The organism is Nocardioides pakistanensis (genome assembly GCF_054781215.1).
Genome location: NZ_BAAGUV010000002.1, coordinates 68,191 through 94,640 on the forward strand (window position 1 = coordinate 68,191; position 26,450 = coordinate 94,640).

General features: G+C 71.7%; 28 protein-coding genes and 1 pseudogene. 20 read left to right on the plus strand and 9 right to left on the minus strand.

The features are described from left to right. Positions 1-5 precede the first annotated feature (5 nt). Positions 6-572, minus strand: coding sequence for a GNAT family N-acetyltransferase (locus ACYVIH_RS00375; RefSeq protein ID WP_460864668.1), 567 nt, complete (start codon positions 570-572; stop codon positions 6-8). A 100-nt stretch (positions 573-672) separates the two neighbouring features. Here ACYVIH_RS00375 and ACYVIH_RS00380 point away from each other — a divergent pair, with 100 nt between their 5' ends. Then, positions 673-1,629: a helix-turn-helix transcriptional regulator gene (locus tag ACYVIH_RS00380; protein WP_460864670.1), complete on the plus strand. Its 957-nt coding sequence runs from the start codon at positions 673-675 to the stop codon at positions 1,627-1,629. 65 nt (positions 1,630-1,694) lie between these two features. Further along, positions 1,695-2,051 carry a VOC family protein gene (locus ACYVIH_RS00385; RefSeq protein ID WP_460864672.1) on the plus strand — a complete coding sequence of 119 codons (357 nt, stop codon included), beginning with the start codon at positions 1,695-1,697 and terminating at the stop codon, positions 2,049-2,051. Between the two features lie 9 nt (positions 2,052-2,060). Here the strand turns inward: ACYVIH_RS00385 and ACYVIH_RS00390 are convergent, their stop codons facing one another. Both ACYVIH_RS00390 and ACYVIH_RS00395 read right to left on the minus strand, forming a co-directional pair. Then, positions 2,061-3,218 carry an RNA polymerase sigma factor gene (locus ACYVIH_RS00390; RefSeq protein WP_460864676.1) on the minus strand — a complete coding sequence of 386 codons (1,158 nt, stop codon included), beginning with the start codon at positions 3,216-3,218 and terminating at the stop codon, positions 2,061-2,063. A gap of 7 nt (positions 3,219-3,225) precedes the next feature. Then, a complete protein-coding gene (locus ACYVIH_RS00395) occupies positions 3,226-3,633 on the minus strand; it encodes a YciI family protein (RefSeq protein ID WP_460864678.1) in 408 nt (135 codons plus the stop codon). Positions 3,634-3,915: 282 nt separating this feature from the next. Between ACYVIH_RS00395 and ACYVIH_RS00400 the strand changes: the two are divergent. Beyond that, positions 3,916-4,272: pseudogene (locus tag ACYVIH_RS00400) on the plus strand (carbohydrate kinase family protein); the annotation flags it as partial. Here the strand turns inward: ACYVIH_RS00400 and ACYVIH_RS00405 are convergent. Beyond that, the gene (locus tag ACYVIH_RS00405; RefSeq protein WP_460864680.1) at positions 4,243-5,187 is read right to left on the minus strand and encodes an alpha/beta fold hydrolase; all 945 of its coding nucleotides are present in this window, start codon (positions 5,185-5,187) and stop codon (positions 4,243-4,245) included. The pseudogene ACYVIH_RS00400 and the gene ACYVIH_RS00405 overlap by 30 nt on opposite strands. A gap of 74 nt (positions 5,188-5,261) precedes the next feature. Between ACYVIH_RS00405 and ACYVIH_RS00410 the strand changes: the two genes are divergently transcribed. Continuing rightward, positions 5,262-5,777, plus strand: coding sequence for a glycine cleavage system transcriptional repressor (locus ACYVIH_RS00410; RefSeq protein ID WP_460864683.1), 516 nt, complete (start codon positions 5,262-5,264; stop codon positions 5,775-5,777). Between the two features lie 134 nt (positions 5,778-5,911). Then, positions 5,912-7,723, plus strand: a complete 1,812-nt coding sequence (locus ACYVIH_RS00415) for a hypothetical protein (protein ID WP_460864686.1) — start codon at positions 5,912-5,914, stop codon at positions 7,721-7,723. A gap of 33 nt (positions 7,724-7,756) precedes the next feature. On the opposite strand, the gene ACYVIH_RS00420 is transcribed toward ACYVIH_RS00415, so the two are convergent. After that, positions 7,757-8,161, minus strand: a complete 405-nt coding sequence (locus tag ACYVIH_RS00420; RefSeq protein WP_460864688.1) for a hypothetical protein — start codon at positions 8,159-8,161, stop codon at positions 7,757-7,759. A gap of 85 nt (positions 8,162-8,246) precedes the next feature. Here ACYVIH_RS00420 and ACYVIH_RS00425 point away from each other — a divergent pair, with 85 nt between their 5' ends. Together ACYVIH_RS00425 and ACYVIH_RS00430 are read left to right on the plus strand one after the other, a co-directional pair. After that, on the plus strand, positions 8,247-9,956 hold the full coding sequence (locus ACYVIH_RS00425) for a sensor histidine kinase (protein ID WP_460864691.1): 1,710 nt from the start codon (positions 8,247-8,249) through the stop codon (positions 9,954-9,956). Then, positions 9,953-10,603, plus strand: a complete 651-nt coding sequence (locus tag ACYVIH_RS00430; protein WP_460864695.1) for a response regulator — start codon at positions 9,953-9,955, stop codon at positions 10,601-10,603. Before ACYVIH_RS00425 ends, ACYVIH_RS00430 begins: the two co-directional genes overlap by 4 nt. Positions 10,604-10,630: 27 nt before the next feature. On the opposite strand, the gene ACYVIH_RS00435 is transcribed toward ACYVIH_RS00430, so the two are convergent. After that, positions 10,631-10,801 carry a hypothetical protein gene (locus ACYVIH_RS00435; protein ID WP_460864698.1) on the minus strand — a complete coding sequence of 57 codons (171 nt, stop codon included), beginning with the start codon at positions 10,799-10,801 and terminating at the stop codon, positions 10,631-10,633. Beyond that, on the minus strand, positions 10,798-12,276 hold the full coding sequence (locus tag ACYVIH_RS00440) for an FAD-dependent monooxygenase (protein WP_460864701.1): 1,479 nt from the start codon (positions 12,274-12,276) through the stop codon (positions 10,798-10,800). Before ACYVIH_RS00440 ends, ACYVIH_RS00435 begins: the two co-directional genes overlap by 4 nt. A 493-nt stretch (positions 12,277-12,769) precedes the next feature. Between ACYVIH_RS00440 and ACYVIH_RS00445 the strand changes: the two genes are divergently transcribed. Both ACYVIH_RS00445 and ACYVIH_RS00450 read left to right on the plus strand, forming a co-directional pair. Beyond that, the gene (locus tag ACYVIH_RS00445) at positions 12,770-13,246 is read left to right on the plus strand and encodes an L-2-amino-thiazoline-4-carboxylic acid hydrolase (protein ID WP_460864704.1); all 477 of its coding nucleotides are present in this window, start codon (positions 12,770-12,772) and stop codon (positions 13,244-13,246) included. A 158-nt stretch (positions 13,247-13,404) separates the two neighbouring features. Next, positions 13,405-14,367 (plus strand): hypothetical protein, encoded by a 963-nt coding sequence (locus ACYVIH_RS00450; RefSeq protein WP_460864706.1) that lies wholly within the window; start codon positions 13,405-13,407, stop codon positions 14,365-14,367. 66 nt (positions 14,368-14,433) lie between these two features. On the opposite strand, the gene ACYVIH_RS00455 is transcribed toward ACYVIH_RS00450, so the two are convergent. Then, a complete protein-coding gene (locus ACYVIH_RS00455; protein WP_460864708.1) occupies positions 14,434-15,174 on the minus strand; it encodes a DUF2202 domain-containing protein in 741 nt (246 codons plus the stop codon). A 148-nt stretch (positions 15,175-15,322) separates the two neighbouring features. Here ACYVIH_RS00455 and ACYVIH_RS00460 point away from each other — a divergent pair, with 148 nt between their 5' ends. The 7 genes from ACYVIH_RS00460 to ACYVIH_RS00490 all read left to right on the plus strand — a co-directional run bounded on the left by ACYVIH_RS00460 (position 15,323) and on the right by ACYVIH_RS00490 (position 20,611). Continuing rightward, positions 15,323-16,018: a response regulator transcription factor gene (locus ACYVIH_RS00460; protein ID WP_460864709.1), complete on the plus strand. Its 696-nt coding sequence runs from the start codon at positions 15,323-15,325 to the stop codon at positions 16,016-16,018. Continuing rightward, on the plus strand, positions 16,008-17,390 hold the full coding sequence (locus tag ACYVIH_RS00465) for a sensor histidine kinase (protein WP_460864713.1): 1,383 nt from the start codon (positions 16,008-16,010) through the stop codon (positions 17,388-17,390). The genes ACYVIH_RS00460 and ACYVIH_RS00465 overlap by 11 nt, the downstream gene beginning before the upstream one ends. 129 nt (positions 17,391-17,519) lie before the next feature. Continuing rightward, complete coding sequence (locus ACYVIH_RS00470; RefSeq protein ID WP_460864715.1) at positions 17,520-18,347, plus strand: hypothetical protein; 828 nt, start codon at positions 17,520-17,522, stop codon at positions 18,345-18,347. A gap of 166 nt (positions 18,348-18,513) precedes the next feature. Next, a complete protein-coding gene (locus tag ACYVIH_RS00475; RefSeq protein ID WP_460864717.1) occupies positions 18,514-18,825 on the plus strand; it encodes a putative quinol monooxygenase in 312 nt (103 codons plus the stop codon). A 1-nt stretch (position 18,826) separates the two neighbouring features. After that, positions 18,827-19,711 (plus strand): alpha/beta hydrolase, encoded by an 885-nt coding sequence (locus tag ACYVIH_RS00480; RefSeq protein ID WP_460864719.1) that lies wholly within the window; start codon positions 18,827-18,829, stop codon positions 19,709-19,711. Then, positions 19,708-20,460: an SGNH/GDSL hydrolase family protein gene (locus tag ACYVIH_RS00485; protein ID WP_460864721.1), complete on the plus strand. Its 753-nt coding sequence runs from the start codon at positions 19,708-19,710 to the stop codon at positions 20,458-20,460. The genes ACYVIH_RS00480 and ACYVIH_RS00485 overlap by 4 nt, the downstream gene beginning before the upstream one ends. Before the next feature lie 22 nt (positions 20,461-20,482). Continuing rightward, positions 20,483-20,611 (plus strand): hypothetical protein, encoded by a 129-nt coding sequence (locus tag ACYVIH_RS00490; protein ID WP_460864723.1) that lies wholly within the window; start codon positions 20,483-20,485, stop codon positions 20,609-20,611. A 9-nt stretch (positions 20,612-20,620) separates the two neighbouring features. On the opposite strand, the gene ACYVIH_RS00495 is transcribed toward ACYVIH_RS00490, so the two are convergent. Beyond that, positions 20,621-21,607, minus strand: coding sequence for a patatin-like phospholipase family protein (locus ACYVIH_RS00495; RefSeq protein WP_460864725.1), 987 nt, complete (start codon positions 21,605-21,607; stop codon positions 20,621-20,623). Between the two features lie 271 nt (positions 21,608-21,878). Between ACYVIH_RS00495 and ACYVIH_RS00500 the strand changes: the two genes are divergently transcribed. From ACYVIH_RS00500 to ACYVIH_RS00515, 4 genes are read left to right on the plus strand one after another with little or no spacing between them, the layout of a single operon-like run. Beyond that, positions 21,879-22,460, plus strand: a complete 582-nt coding sequence (locus ACYVIH_RS00500; protein ID WP_460864727.1) for a 2-oxoacid:acceptor oxidoreductase family protein — start codon at positions 21,879-21,881, stop codon at positions 22,458-22,460. Beyond that, entirely contained in the window at positions 22,453-23,712 is a 1,260-nt protein-coding gene (locus tag ACYVIH_RS00505; protein WP_460864730.1) for a transketolase C-terminal domain-containing protein, read from the plus strand. Before ACYVIH_RS00500 ends, ACYVIH_RS00505 begins: the two co-directional genes overlap by 8 nt. Positions 23,713-23,734: 22 nt before the next feature. Beyond that, positions 23,735-24,787, plus strand: coding sequence for a thiamine pyrophosphate-dependent enzyme (locus tag ACYVIH_RS00510; protein ID WP_460864732.1), 1,053 nt, complete (start codon positions 23,735-23,737; stop codon positions 24,785-24,787). Beyond that, positions 24,787-26,415, plus strand: coding sequence for an NAD(P)-binding protein (locus tag ACYVIH_RS00515; RefSeq protein ID WP_460864735.1), 1,629 nt, complete (start codon positions 24,787-24,789; stop codon positions 26,413-26,415). Before ACYVIH_RS00510 ends, ACYVIH_RS00515 begins: the two co-directional genes overlap by 1 nt. Positions 26,416-26,450: the final 35 nt, after the last annotated feature.

The window sequence follows — 26,450 nt, forward strand, 5'->3', positions numbered from 1 at the left end:
GACGCTCAGGCCGGGTCGATCGTCCGGCTCACGATCCACGCGTGCTTGCCGACCTGACGGACCCGCGAGAACTCGAGCGTCTCGAAGAGCTCGGCGGTCGCGCTGAACAGGAACCGCCCGTGCGCCTCACGCCCGGCCGTCACCTCGGAGATCGCCTCGACGCGTCCGCCGCCGGCCGCGGCGATCTGGTCCAGTGCACCCTCCACTGCGGCGCGGGCGACGCCCTGACCGCGGTGACGCTTGTCGACGAAGACGCACGTGATCCGCCAGTCCGGCCGCGGTGGGGCGTCCTTGTCGTACTCGCGCCGGTGCTTGATCCTCGGCAGCTCGTCCGGATCGCCGTACTGCGCCCAGCCCTGCGCCACCCCGTCGTCGTCGAAGACCAGAGCCGCGTGAGCTTGTCCGCTTCGGACCCGGGCCTCCTTCGCCGTGCGGTGGTCGAACCCCCGCTGTGCGCCCTCGGGGTGGAAGCCGATGCACCAGCACCCGCCGAAGACCCCGTTGTTGCGTTCGACGAGCTCGGCGAACGGGTCCCAGGTGGAGGCGTCCAGTGGTCGCACCGTGTAGGGCATGGGTCGCCCTCCTTGCGTCGAGGTCCGGACCCCTTGCACGCTAGGGCAGGATCCGGACGGTCTGCTGCCGGATATCCGCGCTCCGTCGTACGCTCCTCGCGTGGCGACCGACCTGAGCCCGACGGCACGTGCGCTGCGTGCACTGGAGATCCTGCAGGTCCGCCCGGGCGTGACCGGCGAGGAGCTCGCGCGCCGTCTGGGGGTGACCGAACGTGCGGTCCGCCGATACGTCGGGATCCTCCGGGAGGCAGGTGTCCCGGTCGAGTCGATCCGCGGACCGTACGGCGGCTACCGGCTCGGACGGGGAACCCGGCTGCCGCCGGTGTCGTTCACCGAGGCGGAGGCCCTCGTCCTGGTCATGGCCGTCCTCGACGGGCACAGCTCGGACCCGGGAGATCTCGTGGACTCGGCACTCGGGAAGGTGATCCGGGCCTTGCCCGAGAGCGTCGGCAGGCAGGCTGCGACGCTGCGCGAGCACGCCTTGGCGGCGCCGGACCGGTACTCCGCCCGCCCGAGCCCGGCGATCACCAGCGCTCTGGTCGCTGCCGTCGCCGCACGCCGACGCCTGGTGGTCGGCTATCGAAGCGAGTCCGGCAACGAGTGGGAGTCCGAGGTCGATCCCTGGGCGGTGGTCGCCAGGCACGGGCGCTGGTACCTGTTGTGCCACTCCCACCGCGCCGACGCGATCCGCACCTACCGGGTCGACCGCGTCCAGAGCGTGCAGGAGACCGCGCAGAGCTTCGAGCGGCCCGAGGGCCTCGACCCGGTGGCAGCGCTCGAGGAGAACCTCGGGCTGGGATGGGAGTTCCCGACGCGGGTCGTCTTCGCCGCCCCGCCGGAGCAGGTGGCGCGCTGGGTGCGGCCGACCATGGGGCGGCTCGAACCGTCAGGTGCCGGATGCGTGCTCGTCGGAAGCACCAGCAGTCCCGAGATGTACGTCCAAGAATGGCTCGCGCGGGTGCCGGTCCCGTTCCGGGTCGAGGGCGGACCGGAGCTGCGAGCGGCGGTCGCGGACCTGGCCTCCCGGCTGAGCGGGTCCCTCGACGACGAGGCGTGACCGGGGCGTGGCGGTTCCGAACTACCGGAAGTCGATCGTCCGGAATGGGCTCTAGCGTGACCGGCATGGCTATCGCACGTTTCCCAAGCATCGTCCTCGACTGTCCCGACCCCGGCACTCTCGCCAGCTTCTACGGCGCGCTGCTGGACTGGAAGACCGAGGCGTCCTCCGACTGGGCCGAGGTCCGCGCGGACTACGGACAGTCGATCTGCTTCCAGCAGGTGGACCCCTACACCCCGCCTCAGTGGCCCGGCCAGCAGGTGCCGCAGCAGATGCACCTCGACGTCGTCGTCGACGACCTCGACGCTGCCGAGGCCGCCGTGCTCGAGCTGGGCGCGACCAAGCACGAGCACCAGCCCGGCACGACGTTCCGGGTGTTCCTCGACCCGGCCGGGCACCCGTTCTGTCTCTGCGCCGACTGAGCCCGTCGTTCAGCGTCCGGTGGTGCCCTGACCCGCGGCGTTGAGCCGGGCTGCCTGCCGGGTGAGGTGGTCGCGCTCGGCAAGGTTCGGCGCCCGGCGTGCCGCGTCGGCGTACAGCTGCGCCGCGGTGGTCGGGTCACCGTCCTGCTCGTGCAGGTACGCCGCGACCGCCATGTAGCGCGGCAGGTCCGGGTCGAGCGCGGAGAGCGCGGCCAGCCCGGCCCGCGGGCCGTCGGCGTGCCCCACGGCGACGGCGCGGTTGAGTCGGACGATCGGGCTGTCGGTGAGTCGCAGCAGCTCGTCGTACCACTCGACGATCTGCACCCAGTCGGTCTCCTCGGCACTGCGGGCGTCGGCGTGGAGGGCGGCGATGGCGGCTTGCGCCTGGTACTCGCCGAGCCGGTCGCCGGCGAGGGCGGCCTGCAGGATGTCGACGCCCTCGGCGATCAGGCGGGTGTCCCAGAGGCTCCTGTCCTGCTCCGCGAGCGGCACGAGACTGCCGTCGGACGCGGTGCGAGCCGGCCGCCTCGCGGGGTGCAGGAGCATCAGGGCCAGCAGGCCGGCCACCTCCTCGTCGGCGGTCGAGTCGGCCAGCTGTCGGGTCAGCCGGATCGCCTCGGCCGCCAGGTCGACGTCACCGGTGTAGCCCTCGTTGAAGACCAGGTACAGCACGCGCAGAACCGTCCGGAGATCCCCCGGCTGGTCGAGCCGCACCCCCGAGACGGTGCGCTTCGCCCTGCTGATCCGCTGCGCCATGGTCGCCTCGGGCACGAGGTAGGCCTGAGCGATCTGACGCGTCGTCAGGCCCCCGACCGCGCGGAGGGTGAGCGCGACCGCCGAGGACGGCGTCAGTGAGGGGTGGGCGCACAGGAAGTACAGCTGCAAGGTGTCGTCGGCGGCGGGGGCTGCGGCCGGTGCCGGCTCGTCCTCGACGAGCACCTCGCGCCGGCGGCGCGCGGTCTCGGAGCGGGTCGCGTCGAGGAACCTGCGCCAGGCCACGGTCACCAACCAGGCCCTCGGGTCCCGTGGCGGGTCCTCCGGCCACACTCGGATCGCCTCGACCAGCGCGTCCTGGACGGCGTCCTCGGCCGCCGCGAAGTCGGCTCCGCGGCGGACGAGGATGGCCAGGGTGGCCGGGGTGAGCTCTCGGAGCAGGGCCTCGTCCACGCTGGACCTACTCCGTGATCGTCGGAGGCTCGGTCAGGAACGGGCGCAGCTCGAGCCATTCGTGGATCGGCTTCCCGCCCGCGCCCGGCGCCGCGGACAGCTCGCCGGCCAGCTCCAGTGCGCGGTCGTAGCTGTCGACGTCGATCACCATCCAGCCCGCGATCAGGTCCTTGGTCTCGGGGAACGGCCCGTCGGTGACCGGCGGGCGACCCGGTCCGTCGTACCGGACGAAGGTGCCCTCCGGCGAGAGCGCCTGCCCGTCGACGAACTCGCCGGTGCCCTCCAGCCGGGTGGCGAAGTCGCGCATGTACTGGACGTGGGCGGAGACCTCGTCGGGGGTCCACCGGTCCATCGGCACGTCGTTGATCGCAGCCGGCGCGCCGCGGTAGTGCTTGAGCAGCAGGTACTTGGCCATGTCGCTTCTCCTCGATGCGGTGCGACCCATTGTGGTCGCGTTCATCCAGGAGACGGAGCCGCTGACAGGATCTCGACATCCCGGCCAGAAGATTTTTTCGCGTCAGCGAGGACGACGTCCCACGACGACCGCCGAACCGGCGGGCTGGCTACGCCTGAGCAGAGGTCGACCACCACCACGGTGTCGTCCGAACCCGCCAGACACCGCACCAGCGACGCCGCTTGGTCCACCAGGAACCCGCTGCGGGTGTGGACGTCCTCCTCGCCACCGCACCTGAACCTCATGGCGGGCAGCGAGCGGGTGTCGATCTACCTGTCCGTACCGTCGGGCGCCGACGGGCCGCTGCCGGGTGAGGCTCGGGCCGCCATCGAGCACGCCGACCACGTCGTGCTCGACCTGTCGACCCGAGCGCTCGACGCGATCGGCCCTGCCAGATCGAGCGGGGCGACAATCTGGACCGATCTGCACGACTACGACGGCGAGTCGGACTTCCACCAGCCTTTCCTCGCCGCGGCGGACATCGTGTTCCTGAGCGGCGACGCGGTTGGTGACCCGCGTGAGCTGGTGACGCGCATCTTCGCCACCGGCAAACGGCTGGTGGTCTGCACGCTAGGGGCGGAGGGTGCGATCGCGCTCGACCGTGACGGCTGGCATCACGTCGAGGCCGAGTCCGCGACCGTGGTCGACACCAATGGCGCTGTCGACCTGGGTGGTGTGGGTGAGGATCGCGTCGGACAGCGGCCCGAGAACCGGACGGCTCAGCGCATGCCCCATGCCGGGGATGGTCACCAGACGCGCCGTCGGGATCGCGTCGGCGATCCGCTGGGCGGCAGGCGGCGGGTTGATCGGGTCGTTCGGCGCCTCGACGACGAGAGTGGGGATCTCCACTGTCGCGAGCTCCGGCCCCCGGTCCAGGCCGCTCTGGTCGGCTCGCGCATGTGCCGCCGGGTTGTCGTGGCGGTCGGCGTGGTCGATGATGCGCTCCTCCAGCCGGCGAAACTCGCCCTCGTCGAAGGTCAGCTGGTCTCCGTTCAGGACTCGCCAGTGCTCCACGCGGAAGTCGATCTCGGCCTCCCGGTCCCGCGGATCGGCCAGGTGCTCCCACAACGCCAGCAGGCGAGGGTCGAGGTCGGTGAACGGCTCCGGCGCGCTGTCCGGGCCGGCTCCCTCGAGCACCGCCGTGGCGAACAGCGTGGCTGAAAGCAGCCGGTCCGGGAAGTCGAGCAGCAACAGCTGCACGAGCGTGCCGCCCATCGACATGCCCACCACGTGCGCGCGTTCGATCCCGAGCTCGTCGAGCACGGCCACGGCGTCACGCGCGAGGTCGGCGACGGCGTACGGCCTTCGGTCGAAGGCCCAGGTCGAGCGGCCGGTGTCGCGATGGTCGTAGCGCACGACGCGATGCCGCGCACCGAGTGTGGTGACCAGCTCGTCCGGCCACGCGATCCCCGACGCGTTCGCTCCCATCACCAGAAGCAGCGGTGAGCCGTCGGCTTCCCCCGACTCCTCGACCCACAGATCCACGTCGTCGTTGATTCGGACGAATCGCTCCATGTGTCGTGATTCTTGCCCCGACCGACGACCGGGGCCAGCGAGTTTCCGCGCGTCCGGTCTCGTAGCCTGCGGGCATGGCCACCATCATCCTCACCGTGATCGGCGAAGACCGCCCCGGTCTCGTGTCGGCTCTGTCAGCTCCCATCAGCGCTCACGGCGCAAGCTGGCAACGCAGCCAGATGGCGCGACTGTCGGGCAAGTTCGCGGGGATCGTGCTGGTGGCGGTCGCCGACGAACGGCTCGATGCCCTGACTCTGGAGCTCGAGGCCCTGGGAGAGCACGGCCTCCAGGTGACCATCGAGCGGACGGGCGAACCGGAGGCGGGTGCGGCGGTTCGCCTGCAGCTCGAGCTGCTCGGGGCCGACCACCCCGGCATCGTGGCCGAGGTCTCCGCCGCGCTCGCCGACCGGGGGGTCAGCATCGAGAAGCTGACCACCGACGTGCGCGAGGCGCCCATGGCGGGCGGGACCCTCTTCGAGGCGCAGGCGGTGCTCACGGCGCCGCCGGAAACCAGCAGCGACACGTTGAGGTCGATGCTCGAGGGGCTCGCCGACGAGCTGATGGTCGAGATCCGGCTCTCGGAGGACTGAGGTCGCGAGGTTGGACGACGCACAAGGTTGACTGCGTCAGGGCGTCTGGACCATCCCGGGACAAAGGCGGCGACCGTGCCTTAGGGTGAGCCGCCGGCCTTGCTCGGAGGCGGCGCCCTCTCTCGGAGAAGCACTTGTCTCGGTCCCCGCACCTCTCCGGTCGCACGCTCGCCGCGGCCGTCCTCTCGATCCTTGCCGCCGGTGCGCCGATCCTGACGCCGGCAGCTGAAGCGGCCTACGAGTCCGGCTACGCCCCGCGGCTGACGGTGACGTTCGGCGAGAAGGTGCACACGTCGCTGCCGATGACCGTGGAGCTGCCCGCCCTTGCGTCCGGTAGTGCGGTCAGGTCGGTCACCATGAGCTGGGACGAGGTGGTGCCGCAGGTGCCCCTGGGAACGCAGTACACCACCACCACGGTGCGCAAGACGCTCGACATCTCGGGGTGTACGGCGGACAGCTCGTGCACGGTGCGCGCCGTACTCCCCACCGCGCGGATGGAGAACGGCCGACCCGCTGTGTGGTTCTCCGTCCGCGACGCCGACGGGCTGGTGTCGCTGTTCAGTCGAACGTTTGCGCTGCAGAACCCGAAGCCGACGGTGAGCTTCCTGAGTCCGCAGCGTGACGAGGCGCTGTGGGGCGAGGTGACGCTCAGCGCGCGAGCCGCGGTCTCCTCGCAGTCCGGCGCCGCGCCGTTGAAGGGTGTGCGGTTCTACCTGACCGACCAGCTGGGACCCGAGGCGCCGTACGTCTTCGACACCACGGCGCCGTACTCGGTCACACTCCCCGCGACCGACATCGCACCTGTCCTGGGATCGCGCTACCTGGTCGTCGTGGCCGAGGACGCGGACGGGAACCTCTCGCAGATGCCCGACCCGTCCTCGTCCGTCCGGCGCCCAGTCACTGTAGGTCCGCCACCTGAGGCGCGCTGGACCTCGCCGCGCGTCGGCGGACGGATTGCCGGGTCGGCGCGCAACGGGGTGTCGCTGGAGTTCGACGCCGGCCTGCCCGAGACGGTGCCGTCGCGCCCGGGCAACCCGAGCGACCCCCACATCACCGGCTACGACGTGACGCTCGACGGGGTCGCGCTCGGTTCGAGCGACTGGACGCGGGCGACCTCCTGGAACAACTACACCGCGAACACGAAGCTGCGTGCGATCCGTGGCTGGTGGCCGATCGACCCCGGCCCGGCACTCGGTCCCGGATGGCACTCGGTGGCCGTGCGGGTGCGCACGAGCTATGGCGCGGTCACCACGCTGACCAGCCGACTCCTGGTCGCTGACGGAGTGACCTGGGGCCAGGTGCGCAGCCGCGGCCGGGTCGTCCGGGACGGCCACTGGGTCACCGCGGGCACCCTCCACCGGTTCGCCGTGCCTGTGAAGACCCGAGTGGCCGGCACCCGACTCGTCTCGGTCGGCGCCCTCGGAAGCGGGCCGGTTACCGGCGCAGGTGGCCAGGACCTGCTGCCTGCCGGGTGGCCTTGTGCGATGCACGCGGTGGCGACCTGCCCCTCGTCGACCACGATGCACACCACTGAGTGGGCAGTGTCCAACAGGCCCGGCACGCAGGTGCTGACCTTCACCGCCGGCGCCGAGGGCGACCAGACGGACACGCTGACGCGGACCATCCGGGTCCAGCCCGCGGCGCGGCTCTCGTTCACGATGTCGACACGATCCGCGCGCCCGGGTCAGGTGGTTCGCTTCAGCGGCCGTCTCGCCCGGCGCGACACCGGCCGGGCGGAGCCGGGGCGCAGCGTGCACCTGCAGTGGACCCGACCCGACAGACTCCGGTGGGTCACGGTCGCCACCAAGGTGACCCGCGCCGACGGGTGGGTCCACTTCCGTCATCGGCCCACGCGCAGCGGCCACTACCGGCTGCACAGTGCGCAGGTCTCTGGCCAGATCGGTCCCGGGTCGAGCGCCGAGAGGACGCTCTCGCTGCGGCGCTGACCCTCGGCCGGCACCACTCGGGCCAGGCCGTTGTCAGGCCAGGCTGCGCCGCGGGTCCCCGGTGCGGTTCAGGGGCACCACGATCGCGAGAACGACGACGGCGGCGACCCACAGGTTGAACTCCATCCAGACCCAGTGGCGTTCCCCGCCGTCCGGGTGGAGCGCGCCCACGAGAGCGTTGACGCCCTGGCCGAACGCGAACCCGAGGATGAACACGCCGAGACCGGCGAGGGCCCGGAGCCACGGCCGCGCGGCTGGGGTGGCGGCGATGCCGAGTGCCACGGCGGCAACGCCGAATGAGAGGAGGCCGGCGAGGAACAGGATGTCCTCGAACGGGCTCTTGCCGGGGCCCCCGGCGACACCGATGGCGGTCGCCTTGGCGGCCCAGAACGTGGCCGCGGCCAGCGCGGCGAAGAGTGCGATGCGTCGTGGATTCATGGGACCAACGTTCGCCGCTCGTCCCGCTCGAGGCGTCCCTCCCAAGAGTGATGTGCGACGAGATCTTCGTGTCTACGCTCGGCGTATGTCCCGTCCGGTCGTCGCCCTGGCGCTGCTCGTGGGGGTTGGGGTCGTCTCCCTGCTCGCCGCGGCCCTCGGCTGGAGCTGGTACGTCGACGGGCCCCTCCTCGTGGTGCTGGGCGCCGTGGCCGGCTACGCAGCCGGTGCCTGGCTTCCGAGACGGTGGGCCGTTGTCGGTGCGGCAGCTCTGGCCGGCGCACTCGTCGTCGCCAACCAGTTCCACAACGACGAGTACCACTGGCTCGACGACGCGGTGTTCTTCCTCGTGGTGGTGGGCGGGCCGTCGGTCGCCGGCGCCACCGTCACGACCCGGGCTCGGCAGGTCCGCAGGCTGACGCAGCTGCAGGGTGAGCTCGAGGAGCTCCAACGCATCGAGGTGGCAGCCGCTCGGCTCGACGAACAGGGTCGGGTGGTGGGGGAGGTGCACGCTCGGCTCGCGGAGCAGATCGCCTCGATCGCGATCCGCGCCGAGGGTGCTCGGCGCGCGGCCGACCCGACGGCGTTCGAGGTGATCGAGGACGAAGCCCGCTCGGTGCTCGACCGGCTGCGGGAGGCGCTCGGTTCGCTGCGGGCCGAGGACGAGCACCACCCGCCGGAGGCGGTCGCGGGGCAGGTCGCCCGCCCCCTGACACTGCACGACGTCCTGCTGCCTGCCGCGGTCGGCGCTGCGTTGGCGGTGGAGACGGCAGTCACCTCCGACGCGCGCGGCCCGCTGTGGGCGAACGCGGTCGCCGCGCTCGTGGTCGTCGCGCCACTGGTGGCTCGCAGGCGGCACCCGGTCGTGGCGGCAACGCTCGCGTCTGCGGCCGGCGTGGCGATGAGCGCGGTGCTCACCCCCCTCCCTGAGACGGTCACGGGGGTCGCGCTGCTCGTGGTGATCTTCTACTCGGTGGGTGCCTGGTCTCGCGGACGCTGGTGGATCGCCGGCTGGGGGACCGCGGCGCTCGGAACCATCGGCATGAGCTGGGTCTCCGGTCGCGAGGGCAGCGGGACGGGCGGCGGCGGGGAGTGGATCGTGCTCGCCATGGCCACCGGTGCCGTTGCCGTCGGCCGGGTCGCCGCCGGCTGGCAGGAGCGGGTACGACGCACGAAGGCAGTCGTCGAGGCGCTCGAGCACAGCCGCGGGGCCGCCGTACGGCTGGCGGTCGCCAAGGAGCGACTTGCTCTGGCCGCCGAGCTCCACGACACCGTGGCGCACGCCATGACGGTGGTGTGCCTGCAAGCCGGTGCCCAGCAACGCACCGGGAGCGACGGCGGTGGTGCCCTACAGCTGATCGCGTCCGTGGCGGAGAAGAGCCTCGCCGAGCTGCGGGACGGACTCGAAGCCATGGAGACCGCGGGGGACCCGCTCGACCGCTCACGCATCGCAGCGCTGGGACGGCGCGTCGGCGTCGACCTCGACGTGACTGCCGAGGACACGGGGGCCGGGCCTGCGGCTGCCCTCGCGCACCGGGTGATCCGCGAGGCCGTGGTCAACATCGCCCGACATGCCCCGGGGGCGTCGGGCGCCGTACGCATCCGACGAACCGGCAGCCACCTCTCGGTCGAGGTCGTCGACGACGGAAGCCGACACTCCTCCGTCCTCACGGGGACGGGCACGGGCCTGCGCGGGCTGGCCGAGACCCTGGAAGCAGCCGGTGGAACTCTCGAGTGGGGTCGTCGCGAGCCGAGCGGGTTCCGGGTGGCCGCACTCATCCCCCAGGGCCGGCGATGACCACGATCGTCCTGGCCGACGACCAGGAGCTCGTCCGGACCGGGCTACGGATGATCCTCACGGTCGAGGACGACCTGACCGTGGTCGGGGAGGCCGCCGACGGCCACGAGGCGGTCGACCTCGCAGCAACAATGAAGCCCCATGTCGTGCTGATGGACATCCGGATGCCCGGGCTCGACGGCATCGCTGCGACGCGACGAATCACCGCGACCCTGCCGGACGTGCGCGTCGTGATGCTCACGACCTTCGACCGGTCCCAGCTGGTCTACGACTCCCTGCTCGCGGGAGCGAGCGGCTTCCTGCTCAAGGACGCCCCGGGCGGCCAGCTCGTCTCCGGCGTGCGCGCCGTCGCTCGCGGCGAAGAGCTTCTCGCGCCCAGCATCACGCGGCGGCTGATCGAGGAGTTCACTCGGGCCGGCCGGAGCGACCCTCCGCGGGGGTACGACGAGCTCACCGACCGCGAGGCCGAGGTGCTCGCTCTCGTCGCTCGAGGCAAGTCCAACGCCGAGATCGCAGCCGAGCTGTACGTGAGCATCCAGACCGTCAAGACCCACGTCGCCCGGGTGCTCTCGAAGCTCGGCCTGCGGGACCGGGTCCAAGCCGTCGTGCTCGCCTACGAGCACGGCCTCGTCCGCCCCGGCGAGTAGCGGCTCTCCCGACTCGGGCCCGGCCGTTCAGTCGTCGCGCAGGGCGCGATGCTGGTCGAGGTTCCGCCCGGCCTCGGGCTCCGGAACCGGGCCGGGGTCGACGCTCTCGTTCGTGTCGTCGAGTCGCACCTGCGGCGGGAGCGTCCGGTAGTCCGGTTCGGGCCGGTCCTCCCGCGCCGGGTCTGCGTCTGCTGTCATGCTCCGAGACTAGCCACTCGTCCCGCGGGTTCGCCGAACCACGTCGTGAGCGCGTCGAGGAGCCCGGACCGCGTTCCGTCTCCGACCCAGGCCACGTGCCCATCGGGCCGGATCAGGACAGCGGAGGGGGCGGTGACGCCACCGACGACGGGCAGCTCCCAGGCTCCTGCGTGCTGGGCCCGGACGTGCCGGACCCGGTCGGCCCACGGGGCGATGTCGATGCTCTCTGGGCCACCGAGGTCGAGCAGCACCGGCCGGGCATCACGGAGCAGCTCGAAGACGCGTGTGGTGCCGTCGGCGGTGGTCAGGTCGAGGTCCGGCATGCGACGACCGAGCAGGGCGTGGCCCTCGCCGAGGTCATGGCGGACATCGAGACCCGACAGGAGCCCTGCGAGCTGCACGCGTGGTCCCTCGGAGCTCAGCAGCTCGGAGAAGGTGTCTCGCAGCGCCCCGGTCCGCGCATCGCCGCGTTGGAGGAGGGCCTGCGTCATGACGTTCCTCAGGACCCGTTCGGTGGCCGGATGCCGCTCCGCCTGATACGTGTCCAACAGGGATCCGGGTGAGACGCCCCGCACGACCTGGGCGAGCTTCCAACCGAGGTTGACCGCGTCCTGGACCCCGAGCCCGATCCCTTGTCCGCCGGTTGGTGGATGGACGTGCGCCGCGTCCCCGGCGAGCAGCACCCGCCCACTGCGGTAGGCGACCGCCTGCCTGGTGGCGTCGGTGAACCTCGAGATCCACCGCGGGGCGTGCACCCCGAAGTCCGTGCCGTAGACCGCCCTCAGCGCCTCGCCGAGCTCCGCCAGACTTGGCTCCCTGGCCGGGCCGAGCTCCTGTTCCGTCACCACGATCCCCACGGTGCGACCGTCCTCCATCAGGTTCAGCGCGTGGATGCCGACGTCGTCGAGCCGGATGCCGGTGGGGACCTCCTGGGTCACCTCGACCTCGGCGATCAGGTGGCTCCGGGTCGCCTCCGCGCCGACGAAGTCGATGCCGGCAGCCCTGCGGATGACGCTGCGCCCACCATCGGCCCCGACCAGGTACGCCGTTCGCAGCGGCCCGCCGTCGGCGAGACGGACGTCGACTCCGGTGTCGTCCTGCGTGAAGCCGGTGACCTCGACCCCCCGATGGACCGGCACACCCAGCTCCTCGACCCAGCCGAGCAGGATCCGCTCCACGTGGACCTGTCCCAGGCCGAGGGTGTAGGGGTGCCGGGAGGGCAACCCGTCGAAGGGTAGAGGCGTGCTGCCGAAGCTCAGCACCTGCACCGTCTGCCCCTCGGCCAGGAACCGGTCGACGATGCCGCGCTGGTCGAGGATCTCGATCGTGCGTGCGTGGAACCCGCGAGCGCGGTGCCCGACAAGGTCGGCCGTCGTACGTCGCTCGAGGATCTCGACCTCCACCCCGGCCAGCGCCAGCTCACCCGCCAGCATCAGACCGGTCGGCCCGCTGCCGACGATGGTCACTTCACTCATGCCCCACCCCGCTTCTCTCAGTCCGGCCGAGAAGTCTGGGGCACGACAGGGGCCTTGCCGCAAGACCCCGGTCCCGCTATACCTTGGAAGTGGCAAGGAGCTGTCGGGCTCCTTGCCTTCGTCGTCTCCGGCCGCAGCGACAAAGGGTCCTTCGCCACTGCCCTGCGAGCCTCCACGACGTCTAGCGTGCAACTGGGACCACGGTCGGCGACGGCCAGAGCTCGAGGTCCCGGGAGGTGGGCGTCATGGACGTTCTGGATGTAGCACGCAACGACCTCGCCACTCGCTGGAAGGTGCACCGCTTCCAGCGCTTCCTGGACCGGGACACGGAGTCGCTGGCCCAGCGCTTCGCCCCCTCCATGGTCGCTGCCATGCGCGAGGAGATGGTCGAGGAGTACAGGACCTTGATCCCCCAGGTGCCCTATGTGGGTGGGCACCGGAACCGGTGGGCGTCGAACCTCGACGCGTCGGCGATGCTGCTGGCGGTGTTCGGGTGGTCGTGCGTCACGGCGGTGACGCACAGGACGCCGGGCACGTGGCCTACGACTACGCACGGAACATGGTCGGACGTGTCCCCATGCCGGTCCGGGCGCGGGTCCTCCGTCCCCGCAGGGCGAGGGCTGAGAAGCAGGCCGCGTGGACCCAGCAGCGGCGCTACCCCGGTGACTGGGTGGTTGAGGTCGTCGACGGTGCGGGCCAGCCGTTCGACTGGGGAATCGACATCACCGAGTGCGGGATCGTCAAGTTCCTGCACGCACAGGCGGCCGACGAGCTGACGCCGTACCTCTGCCATCTCGACTACGTCACCGCCGAGGCCGCCGGAGCTGGGCTGACTCGCACGAAGACCTTGGCCTGGGGCTGCGACCGCTGTGACTTCCGCTGGCACGTTCCCGGGCAGACGGTGGCGACCTGGCCGCCCGAGTTCCCGGAACGCAGCTGCGGGCGCCACACCCCTCAGGTGACGCCGTAGCCCGCCACACCTCGCAAGGGCCGGTCGGACGTGCACTCGGACGCAGGACCGACGTCGTCCGAGCCTGGAACCCTGCGTCGTCCACCGCGAGTGCACGTCGGTCCGTACCCCTGCGAGACCCGGTCACATATCGGTGCGCGAGGTCTACGATCGCACCTATGGAGGTCACGGACTGGCTCCTCGACGGCGACCCGGCCATCCGGTGGCAGGTGCTGCGCGACCTGGTCCCTGCGCCCGCTGAGCAGGTGGCCGCCGAACGTGCCCGGCTGGCGAGCGAGGGCTGGACGGCCCGGTTGCTGGCCCTGCGTGACCGTGACGGACAGTGGGACGGTGGCGCATGCTTCCCGCGGCGCGTCGTCGACGACTGGCGGGCCGGCATCGAGCCGGACTTCTCCGTCAGTCAGCCGTGGACCTCGACGCTGCCTACGCTGATGCTGCTGCGTGACCTCGGCCTGGACCCGGCGAGCGAGGCCGCACGCGAGACGATCACGTTGGTGACGGATAACTGTCGCTGGGAGCACGACGGCCAGGCGTTCTTCGACGGCGAGGTGGAGCCGTGCATCAACGGCCGGACGGCGACGATCGGTGCCTACTTCGGTGCCGACGTCGACGCGCTCGTGGCCGGTCTGCTCGAGGCACAGCTCGGGGACGGCGGGTGGAACTGCTGGGCCGAGCACGGTGCCACGGTGTCGTCGTTCGACTCGACGATCTGCGTGCTGGAGGGGCTGCTCGAGTACCAACAGGCGGGGGGCGGGATACCGGTCGCCGAGGCACGCCGACGCGGCGAGGAGTACCTGCTCGAGCGGCAGCTGTTCAGGAGCAAGCGGACCGGTGAGGTGCCGGCCGAGCGCTGGCTGCAGTTCTCGTGGCCACCACGCTGGCACTATGACGTCCTGCGGGCGCTCGACTACTTCCGCCGCACGGGGGACGCCCCCGACGAGCGGGTCGCCGACGCGGTCCAGCTGGTCCGCGACAAGCGGCAGCCGGATGGCACCTGGCTGCTCGAGAACACCCACCCGGGCGAGACCTGGTTCGAGCTCGAGGACGGCGACGGGTCTCCCAGCCGGTGGAACACGCTGCGGGCTCTGCGGGTGCTCGACTGGTACGACCGCGGACGCTGAGCGCAGTAGCCGGGGCACGCGACTCGGCCACCGCTCGGAGAGGAACGGCGGCCGAGTGGTCAGGGCTCAGCGGGAGAACACCTCGAGGTGCATCTGCGACGCCGCGGCCAGGTGCTCGTACACCTGCTGGGCGGCGGGGGCCTTGTCGAGTCCTTCGGCCGCCTTCTCGAGCTCGGCGATGTCGTCGGTCTCGATCTCCTTGGCGACGTCGAGTGCTGCGGCGAGCGACGTCGAGCCGTCGGCGACGTACTCCTTGTACTGCGCGGTGACCTCGCTGCTGGCGAACTTGCCCTCGGCCAGGCCGTCGGTCGGGTCGTCGACGCCGTAGCGGTCCATCACGTTCCGCAGCGCAGCCAGGTGCCGGCTCTCGGAGTAGGCGATCCGCTCGAACCGGTAGTCCCCGGTCTCGTCGGCCAGCGCCACGTAGACGTCGTGGGACAGCTTCTCGAGCTCGGCGTAGTCGGACAGCTGGGCCTTCTGCGCGTCGGTCATCGTCCCGGTGGCGAGGTCGTCGTACATCGGGCAGTCGCCGTCGGCGCGGGGACCGGTCCCGTCACCGGGGCCGAAACCACGACCCATCCCGCCGCCCATCTGGCCGCCGCCCATGCCCATGCCGGGACCCATGCCGCGCCCGTCGAACCTGCCGCGACCGGGGCCGCCCCAGTCGTCGTTGTCGCCGTCGTTCCACCGCTGGCCGAAGGGCGCCGGGTCGCTGTCGTCGGCAGCCATGACGGTCGGTGCCGCCACGATCCCGGCTCCCACCACTCCGGCCGCCAGTGCCGCGGCGACCATTGCCTTGGTGCGCATGATGTCCTCCTTCGTTGCGGGCGCTCGCCCTGTTTCGTTCCTCCAGCCTCGGTCGCGGCTGTGCAGATCCCGTGCGGCCGATGTGGAGAAGATGTGGAGGTCGCTCGCGGTCCCCGGCCCCGCCGGCGCCGGGTGCGAGGATGAGGCCATGAGCACGGTTCTCGTCGTCGAGGACGAGCGGGAGATCCGCGAGCTGCTGCGCCGCTACCTCGAGCGCGCCGGCCACGCCGTGCTCAGCACCGACTCCGGCGCGGAGGCGATCCGGCTCGTCACCTCGGGCAGTGCCGACCTCGTCGTGCTCGACCTCGGCCTGCCGGATGTGGACGGCACCGAGGTGCTGCGGGTCGCGCGGGAGGGCGAGCGTCGTACCCCCGTGGTCGTGCTCACCGCGCGCTCCACCGTCGAGGACCGGATCTCCGGGCTCAGCCTGGGCGCCGACGACTACGTGACCAAGCCGTTCAGCCCCACGGAGGTGGTGCTGCGCGTCGGGGCGGTGCTCGGACGCAGCCTGGGCGGGGGTGAGCAGGACCCCGACGTGGTGTCGTACGGCGGTGGGCGGCTCGTCGTGGACGCGCAGCGGCGCGAGGCCCGCATCGACGGGAGGCTGCTCGACCTGACCCCAACCGAGTGGGGGATCCTCACCTCGCTCGCCTCCGTGCCGGGCCGACCGTTCTCCCGCTACGAGCTGGTCAACCGGGTCCGCGGCTACGAGTTCTCCGGCTACGAGCGCAGCATCGACTCGCACGTGAAGAACCTCCGCCACAAGATCGGTGACGAGGGGGCCCGCGTGGTGGAGACCGTCACCGGGGTCGGCTACCGGCTTGGGCTCGGCCATGACCGGTGAGGGCCTCGGCCCGCTGGGGCGCCGCTTCCTGATCGCCTTCGCGGGCGTGGTGCTGGTGACGATCGCGCTCGTGACCGCGGCCGGGCTGGTCGGCTCCGAGCGGGGCCTGTCGTCGCAGAGCGAGAGCCAGCGGCAGTCGGTCGCCGAACGGGTGGCCGACGATGCAGCCGACGCCTACGCCCGCGCCGGCGGCTGGGACGGCGCCGACCTGACCCGCGCGGAGTCCGCGGCCGAGGGCGGCGGGGCGATGCTGTTCGTCCAGGACAGCGACGGGTCGGTGGTGTGGCCCGCGCGCGGCAACGGCATGCACCGCGGCGGCATGCAGGGGATGGGCATGGGCGTCGGCAGGGTGATCGCCGAGGTCGTCGTGGCCGGCGACCGGGTCGGCGACGTCGTGCTCGCCTTCGGACCGGCGGCGGACTCGGGCCGGCCGCTGGCCTGGACCTGGATCATCGCCGCCGGCGTGACAGCGCTGCTGCTCGCGCTGCTCGCCGCGTGGTGGGTGTCACGCCAGCTCAGTCGGCCGGTCGCGGCGCTGACCGAGGCAGCGCGCTCGTTCGCCGCGGGGGAGCGCGACACGGTGGTCCGCGAGCGCGGGGTCGGCGAGCTGGGTGAGCTCGCGGAGGCGTTCGAGGAGGCGGTGACCGCCGTACGCCGGGCGGAGGGCTCCCGGGCGCGGATGGCCGCCGACGTCGCGCACGAGTTGCGCACCCCGCTGGCGGCGCTCCAGGCAGGGCTCGAGGAGCTCCGCGACGGGCTCGCCCCGGCCGACCCGGCGGCGCTGGCCCGGCTGCACGACCAGTCCCTGCGGGTCGGCCGGATCGTCGGCGACCTGGACGCGTTGTTCGCCGCGGAGGGCGCCACCCGCGCGGTGAAGCACGAACCGGTCGAGCTGGGCGCGCTGGCCCGGCAGGAGGTCGACGCCCGGACCGCGCAGCTGCGGGCTGCCGAGATCGCCGTGGACCTCGCGGTGCCGCCGGCCCCGGCGTGGGTGCGCGGTGACGCCGAGCGGCTGCACCAGGTGCTCGGGAACCTCCTGGAGAACTGCGCGCGGCACTGCTGCGCCGGTGACTCCGTCCGCGTGCGTGTCGACGGTGCGGCCGGTGGGCCCGTGCGCCTGGTCGTCGCCGACACCGGGCCGGGGATCGCCCCTGACGACCTGGAGCACGTGTTCGACCGGTTCTGGCGCGGCCCGCGACAGGAGGGGGTGCCCGGCTCGGGCCTCGGCCTGGCCGTCGTACGCAGCCTGGTCGAGGCGATGCACGGCACCGTCACCGCGGAGTCCGACGGCAGGACCGGTACGACGTTCACCGTCACGCTGCCGGCGGGGGCGTCTCAGGTGGTGGACCCGGTGCCCGAATTCCGCCGCTAGGACCGGTTTAGACCACCTCGACCCGGGTAGGCGGCCTGTGTGGGCGCCTCGGCGCCGAAGCCGGCACCGAGAGTCCCGCCTTGCAGGAGAGCCCTGTGGGGTTGCCAGCAAATCTCGGGAGTAGATCTGATGAAGCGCACTGCCAAGCACTTCGCTGCAGCCGTCCTCGCCGGATCCGTGGCACTCGGCATGGGCGTGGCACCTGCTGCCGCCGACGGTGACCGTGACGGGTACTCCTCGCGGCACCACGACGGGGACCGCGAGCACCACGGCGACTACGAGAAGGACTACGAGGACAAGGACTACGACGACGATCACGACAGTGATCGGTACGACGGTCACGACGACGGCGACCGCGACGACCACGAGGGCTACAAGGAGAGCCGCTACGACGGTGATCGCGACGACCACCGCCGCAGGGGCGAGTACCGCCACAAGGACGGTGACCGCTACGACGGCAAGCGCAAGCGCCACTGGGACGAGCACGACCGGGACCGCGACTGGGACGGCGAGGAGTCGGAGAAGCGGGACATCGACTGGTACCGCGACCGGATCGCCGGTGCCCAGGCCGAGCGCAAGGCGATGAAGATCAAGGCCGAGCGCGCGAAGGTCGCGCACCGGGACGGCACGGTCAAGAAGCGTGAGCTCACCGAGGCCGACGCGGTGGCGATGCACAAGAAGGCACTGGTCTTCAAGCTCAGCCGCGCCGAGGCCTTCCTCGCCGGGCTGGCCGACCGGCTGAGCGACTCCGACATGGACGCCTCGGTCAAGGAGCCGCTCCTGGAGGCGGTCGCGACCTACCAGGCGCGCGTCGCGCAGCTGCAGGTCGCTGCGGAGAACGCCACCACCAAGGAGGACCTGAAGGCGATCTACGGCCAGGTCCGCGAGCTCGGCTGGGAGTTCGTCAGCCAGATGGTCGAGATGCGCAAGGCGACGGTCACGCCGAAGCACAGCTGACCCAGACCGCGGCTGCCGGGAGCTGACGATGTCGCTCCCGGCAGTCGTTCTGTGTCCGGGCCCGACCCTGAGACGAGCACCTCGTGCCGGACCGACCTGCCGCTAGGCTCGCCCGCGACCCTGCCGCGCGCGCCGGAGCAGCCGGCGCCACGCCCGAGGAGAGCCGATGCCGATCGTCGCCGTCGCCACCATCACGCCCACTCCGGAGCACCGCGAGGACGTGCTCGCCGCCCTCCAGGAGTCGGTGCCGGCCGTGCATGCCGAGCCCGGCTGCGACCTGTACGCGTTGCACGAGTCCAAGGACGCGTTCGTGCTCATCGAGCAGTGGGCCGACGGCGAGGCGATGCAGGCACACGGCGGAGGAGAGCCGTTCAAGGCGCTGATGGCCGCGCTCGACGGGAAGCTGGCCGAGCCGCTCGACCTGAAGCTGCTCCAGCCGGTGCCCCTCGGCACCTCGCAGCAGGGCCGGCTGGTCTGAGATGACCCGCCGCGACGTCCGCTTCCGCTCCGGTGACGCCGAGTGCGCCGCCTGGCTGTACCTCCCCGATGCGTCCGGCCCTGCCCCGGTGGTCGTGATGGGCCACGGGCTCGGCGCGATCCGCGAGATGCGGCTCGACGCCTACGCCGAGCGGTTCACGGCGGCCGGCTACGCCTGCCTGGTCTTCGACTACCGGCACTTCGGGGCCAGCGGCGGCGAGCCCCGACAGCTGCTCTCGGTGGCTCGCGAGCTCGAGGACTGGCGGTCGGCGATCGCCTACGCCCGCACCCTTCCGGAGGTCGACGGCGACCGCGTCGCCATCTGGGGATCCTCGCTCGGCGGAGGACACGTCATCGCGACGGCGGCGGACGTACCGGTCGCGGCTGCCATCGCCCAGTGCCCCTTCACCGACGGAATCGCCTCCACGCTGGCGATCCCGCCGCTGACCTCGCTCCGCGTGGTCGCCCGGGCGGTCCGCGACCTGGTCTCGGCACGCCGGGGCGGTGCCCCGGTGACGGTCCCCTTGGCCGGTGACCCGGGCACGACGGCACTGATGACCGCGCCCGACGCTCGCCCCGGCTACCTGGCGCTGGTGCCCGAGGGGGTGGCCTTCCGCAACGAGGCCGCTGCGCGGGTCGCGTTCGACATCCTGCGCTACCGACCCGGTGCCCGCGCGCGCAAGGTGCGCTGCCCGTTGCACGTCACGATCACCGACAAGGACACCGTCGCCCCGGCGCGCACCACCAGCCGGCTGGTCAACAAGGCGCCGAGGGCGGAGGTCGTGCACCGCCCGGTCGGCCACTTCGACATCTACGACGGTGAGGAGTTCGAGAGCGTGGTCGCCGACCAGATCGCGTTCCTGCACCGTCACGTGCCGGTGTCGTGACCAGGTACGTCGCGATCGGCGACAGCACCGTCGAGGGCCTCGAGGACCCCGGCCCCGACGGTGTGTACGTCGGCTGGGCCGACCGGCTCGCCGGGCACCTGGCGGCCGTCCATCCCGACCTGACGTACGCCAACCTCGCGGTGCGCGGGATGACCGCGCGCGAGGTCCGCGACACCCAGCTGGACCGGGCGCTGGACCTGGAGCCCGACATCGCCGTGGTGGTGGCCGGCGTCAACGACGTGCTGCGTCCCCGCTTCGACGCGGGCGACCTGCGCGAGGACCTGCTCGCCATGCACGCCGCTCTCACCGAGTCCGGGGCACAGGTCGCGGCGTTCACGATGCCGGACATGTCCCGGGTCGCCCCGCTGGCACGCGTGCTCCGCCGGCGGCTGCACGCGCTGAACGAGATCGTCCTCGAGGCCGCCGACCGCTACGGCACCGCGGTAGCCGACCTCGCCGCCGAGCCGCTGGCCGCGGACCCGGCGCTGTGGCACGACGACCGGCTGCACGCCAACAGCGAGGGGCACCGGCGGGTGGCCCTCGCGCTCGCCGAGAGCCTCGGCGTCGACGCTGGCGACTGGCGCGAGCCGCTGCCGCCCGCGACCACCAGCCCGCTGCCGTTCGTGGTCGCCCGCGAGGTGGCCTGGGTGGCCACGCACCTCGCGCCGTGGCTGTGGGGTCGGCTCCACGGGCGACGACCCGAGGAGACCCGGGTCTGCAAGCGCCCCGAGCTCCGCCCGTGGGACTGATCGGGGGAGGTAGCGTCGCCCCATGAACCTCGGACCCGTCGAGCTGGTGCTGCTCGGAGTCGTCGGACTGATCGTGCCGGTCGAGGTGGCCTACTGGGTCATCCGGCTGGCCGTGCGGCACGGAGTCATGGACGCCCACCAGCGCAGGTGAGCGCGCGGGTCAGCGGCTCTCGAACGCGTCCAGCGCATCGAGCGTTGCCTGTCGACCCAGCGCGATCATCTCGTCGGCCTTGTGGAAGTCCAGCGTCCGGCAGGCGTCCTTGCGGATCGTGATCATCAGGTCCGGGGGATAGCCCGCCAGGCGGTAGCGCGTCACCAGGCTCTGCATCGCGTCGATGGACAGGTCCATCACGTCGAGCATCCGCAGCCCCGGCGGTAGCGCGCCGAAGACCTCCTCGACGGTCTCCTCGGCGAGTTCGGCCGTGTCGGCCCCGCCCGTCGTACCTCTGCCACCGGGGAACCGGGCGACCACGGCTCGCACCAGGTCGCGATCGAGCACCTGCGCGGCCGAGCGGCGGAACCGGTCCAGCCACTCCTCGGCCGGTCGCGGCTCGGCCGACTCCTGGACCGGTCCGGCGCCGCGATGGCTCTCCGGCTCACCACCGAGCGAGACCGCGATCGTGAGCTCTGCATGGGCGGCCGTCGTGGGCGCGATCGGGATCGGGTTCATCAGGCCGCCGTCGACCAGCAGCCGGCCGTTGAGCATCACCGGCGTGATGATGCTGGGCAGGGCGATCGAGGCCCGGATCGCCATGTCGACCGGACCCTGCTGGAACCACACCTCCTTGCGCGCCAGCAGGTCGGTGGCCACCGCGGTGAACGGGATCGGCAGCTCCTCGATCCGGGCGCCGCCGAGGAGCTCGCTGACCCGGGCCAGGATCTTGTCGGCGCGGATCGCGCCGGGCGCCTTGATCGAGGGGTCCAGCAGGCGGAGCACGTTGCGCTGGGTCAGGCTGCGGGCCCACTCGGTGTAGGCCTCGAGCTGGCCGGCGGCGTGGAGGCCGCCGACGAGGGCGCCCATCGAGGTGCCGGCAGTGCTCACCACGTCGTAGCCGCGCTCCTCGAGCACCTCGATCACGCCGATGTGCGCGTAACCGCGGGCTCCTCCGCTGCCCAGGGCCAGCGCGACACGTGTGGGTTCGGGCACGGCCCCGATGCTAGCCACCACAGCGGTCCGTCGAACATGCAGCTACCGCCCGGACCGGCGCAAGACCGCAGGTGGCGGCCCGCCGTACCGTCGAGCTGCATGTTCGACGGGCGCGCAGTCGTGGCCCGGAGGTCTCGAGACGCTCGCTTCGCTCGCTCCTCGACGACCGGGGCGGTTACCGGCCGGTCGGCCGTTGGCCCCCCGGAGTGGGGCCCAAGGGCCCTTATTCGGCCGTTTCGTCGCGACTTAACCTCCGGGAAGAGGAGGCGCGATGTTCGCGGTACGCATTCATGGAAGAGGCGGCCAGGGAGCCGTCACCGCGGCCGAGATGCTGTCGGTGGCCGCGTTCGACGAGGGCCGCCACGCGCAGGCCTTCCCCACGTTCGGCTCGGAGCGGACCGGGGCGCCGGTGGTGTCGTTCTGCCGCATCGACGACCTTCCGATCCGGCTGCGAGAGCCGATCACGGAGCCGGACGCCCTGATCGTGCAGGACCCGACGCTGCTGCACCAGGTCAACCTGTTCGCCGGACTCCGCTCGGACGGGTACCTGCTGGTGAACACCTCGAAGGAGCTCGACGAGATGGGGCTCGAGGACGTGATCGCGGGGATGAAGGCCGACCGGGTGGTCGCCGTACCCGCCACCGAGTTCGCCCGTGAGCACCTGGGGCGGCCGCTGCCGAACGCCGCGCTGCTGGGCGGGTTCGCCGCGCTGACCGGCGAGGTGAGCCTGGGCGCCGTAGCCGGCGCCATCCGCGACCGGTTCGCCGGAGCGGTCGGAGAGGGCAACGTGAAGGCCGCCGAGGCGGCCTTCGCCCATGTGCAGGACGTGATGAGGAGGACGGCTCATGCTTGAGCAGATCGAGGGCTCGCAGGCGGTCGCCCGGGCAGTCACGCTGTGCCGGCCGGAGGTGATCGCCGCCTACCCGATCTCCCCGCAGACCCACATCGTCGAGTCCCTGTCGGACCGGGTGCGCACCGGCGAGCTCGAGCGCTGCGAGTACATGATGGTCGAGTCGGAGTTCGGCGCGATGTCGGCGTGCATCGGGGCCTCCGGGGCGGGTGCACGCACCTACACCGCCACCTCCAGCCAGGGCCTGCTGTTCATGGCCGAGGCGCTGTTCAACGCCTCGGGCCTGGGGTTGCCGATCGTGATGACGGTGGCCAACCGCGCGATCGGCGCCCCGATCAACATCTGGAACGACCACTCCGACGCGATGTCGATGCGCGACTCGGGCTGGATCCAGCTCTACGCCGAGTCCAACCAGGAGGCCGTCGACCTGCACATCCAGGCCTACCGGCTCGCGGAGTCGCTGTCGGTGCCGGTCATGGTCTGCATGGACGGGTTCGTGCTCACCCATGCCTTCGAGCGGGTCGACCTCCCCGGCCAGGAGCAGGTCGACGCCTACCTCCCGCCGTTCAGCCCGCAGCAGTCGCTCGACCCGAATGACCCGGTGACGATCGGGGCGATGGTCGGACCGGAGGCGTTCGCGGAGGTGAAGTACCTCATGCACGCCAAGCAGGTCGCGGCGCTCGACGAGATCCCGGTGATCGCCCAGGAGTTCAAGGAGCAGTTCGGCCGCGACTCCGGCGGCCTGGTGCGGCCCTACCGCACCGAGGGCGCCGAGACCGTCGTCGTCGCGCTCGGGTCGGTGCTGGGCACGATCGAGGACGTCGTCGACGCGATGCGCGACGAGGGCGTGCCGATCGGGGTGCTCGGCATCGGCTGCTTCCGGCCCTGGCCGGTCGACGAGGTCCGCGAGGCGCTGCAGAACGCCAAGCGCGTGGTCGTCGTCGAGAAGGCGTTCGCGGTCGGCGCCGGCGGCATCGTCGGGCAGAACGTCCGGCTGGCGCTGTCCGGCCTCCCGATCGAGGTGTACGACGTCGTGGCCGGTCTCGGGGGCAGGCCGATCACCCGCGTCTCGCTGCGCGACCTGTTCGACGACGTGCTCGCCGGCCAGGTCGACGCCCACCGGATGCACTTCCTCGACCTCGACGTGGCCCTGGTGCAGCGCGAGCTCGAGCGAGCCCGTCGTGGGGCCAGGCCCGGTCCGCACGCCGAGAACATGCTGCGCGACATCGGCACCGTCGCATCCGGAACCCGCTAGGGCTGCAAGAGAGGACAGGGCCGTGGCCTTCCAGGAGATCAAGCTCTACCAGACCGGCACCTTCGTCGCCGGCAACCGCCTCCTCGACCCCGACCAGCGGTCGGTGCAGGCCCGGATGGGGCGCTCGAACTCGCTCACCTCCGGCCACCGGGCCTGTCAGGGCTGCGGGGAGGCGCTCGGTGCCCGCTACGTGCTCGACGCCGCGATGCGCGCCACGAACGGGAACATGGTCGCGGTCAACTCCACCGGCTGCCTCGAGGTGTTCTCGACGCCGTACCCGGAGTCCTCGTGGCAGCTGCCCTGGCTGCACTCGCTGTTCGGCAACGGCCCGGCCGTCGCCGCCGGCGTCGCGGCAGCGCTGCGGGCCAAGGGCCGAGAGGACATCCGCGTGGTCGGTCAGGCCGGCGACGGCGGCACCGTCGACATCGGCTTCGGGACGCTGTCGGGGATGTTCGAGCGCAACGACGACGTGCTCTTCGTCTGCTACGACAACGAGGGCTACATGAACACCGGCGTGCAGCGCTCCGGAGCCACGCCGCCGGCCGCGCGCACCGCGAACACCAAGCCCGTCGGCGCCGAGCCCGGCAACGTGTTCGGGCAGGGCAAGAACGTGCCCGCGATCGCGATGGCGCACGAGATCCCCTATGTGGCAACGGCGACCGTCGCCGAGTTGCGCGACCTGGAGTACAAGGTCGAGAAGGCGATGAGCTTCCGCGGTGCCCGCTACATCCACGTCTTCGTGCCGTGCCCCCTGGGATGGGGCGCGGCGTCGGCGGACACGATCCGGCTGTCGCGGTTGGCGAAGGAGACCGGGATCTTCCCGGTGTTCGAGGCCGAGCACGGCCAGGTCACCGAGGTGTCGAAGATCCGCCGTCGGGTCCCGGTGGAGGAGTACCTCAAGCTGCAGAAGCGCTACGCGCACCTGTTCGGCAAGAACCCGCGGCCCGACATCGTCGAGCGGATCCAGGCCGGGGCGGACCGCAACATCGAGAGTTTCGGGCTGCTGCCCGACGACGAGCCCGCAGGACCCGGCCCGGCCGAGGACTCCGCGCTGGCGGTTGAAGGAGCGCTGTGATGGACAAGCCGTTCGCAATCACCCTCGACATCGGGTCGAGCCGGGCCAACAAGACCGGCGCCTGGCGCACCGAGCGGCCGGTCTACACGAACCGGATGCCACCGTGCAACAACGCCTGTCCCGCCGGGGAGAACGTCCAGGCGTGGCTCTACGAGGGCGAGGAGGGCGCCGCCGGCTACGAGCGCGCGTGGCGCCAGATCATGGTCGACAACCCGTTCCCGGCGATCATGGGCCGGGTCTGCTACCACCCGTGCGAGACCGCCTGCAACCGCGGGGAGCTCGACGAGGCGGTCGGCATCAACTCCGTGGAGCGGTTCCTCGGGGACGAGGCGATCCGCCAGGGCTGGAAGGTCTCGGTCGACGTGCCGGCCACCGGCAAGCGGGTGCTCGTCGTCGGCGCCGGCCCGTCGGGGCTGTCGGCCGCCTACCACCTCGCCCGCCGCGGCCACGACGTGACGATCAAGGAGGCCGGTCCGATGGCCGGCGGCATGATGCGCTTCGGGATCCCGAAGTACCGCCTGGCTCGCGACGTGCTCGACGCGGAGGTGCAGCGGATCCTTGACCTGGGCGTGAAGCTCGAGCTCGACGCCAAGGTGACCGACCTGATGGCGCTCAAGGACGAGTACGACGCCGTCTTCCTCGCGGTGGGAGCCCAGCTCGGCAAGCGCGCCTACATCCCGGCCGGCTCGGCGGCGAAGATGCTCGACGCGGTGACCATGCTCCGCGACCTCGAGGCCGGCGAGAAGCCGCTGCTCGGCCGCCGGGTGGCGGTGTACGGCGGTGGCAACACGGCCATGGACGCCGCGCGCACCGCGAAGCGTCTCGGGGCGTCGGAGGCGATCGTGGTCTACCGCCGCAACAAGGACAAGATGCCCGCGCACGAGTCGGAGTTCATGGAGGCCTCCGAGGAGGGCGTGCTGTTCAAGTGGCTGACCACGATCAAGCAGGTCGACGAGGGCAAGCTGGTCATCGAGAAGATGGAGCTCGACGAGAGCGGCTTCCCGCAGCCGACCGGTGAGCTCGAGGAGCTCGACGCCGACTCGCTGGTCCTTGCGCTGGGCCAGGACACCGACCTTTCGCTGCTCGACGGAGTTCCCGGTCTCGTGGTCGACAGGGGCGTCGTCTCGGTCGGGACGGACATGATGACCGGGTGTCCCGGGGTGTTCGCCGGCGGCGACATGGTCCCGTTCGAGCGCTCGGTCACCGTCGCGGTCGGCCACGGCAAGCGCGCGGCGAAGAACATCGACGCGTGGCTGTCGGGCGCCGCGCCGGAGCCCGTCGTACGCCCGCAGCTGGCGACCTTCGACACGCTGAACACCTGGTACTACGCCGAGGCACCGCGCACCCACCGGCCGGTGCTCGAGCGGGCCCGCCGCGAGTCGACCTTCGACGAGGTCGTGCTCGGGCTCGACGAGGGCACGGCGCTGTTCGAGGCGCGGCGGTGCATGTCGTGCGGCAACTGCTTCAGCTGCGACAACTGCTACGGCACCTGCCCGGACAACGCGGTGATCAAGCTCGGCCAGCCGGGGGAGAAGTACCTGATCGACCTCGACTACTGCAAGGGTTGCGGCCTCTGCGCCGCCGAGTGCCCTGCCGGTGCGATCCAGATGTTCCCCGAGGAGATCTGACCAGGTGCACAGTGGCCCCCGCCGGCGGCGGGGGC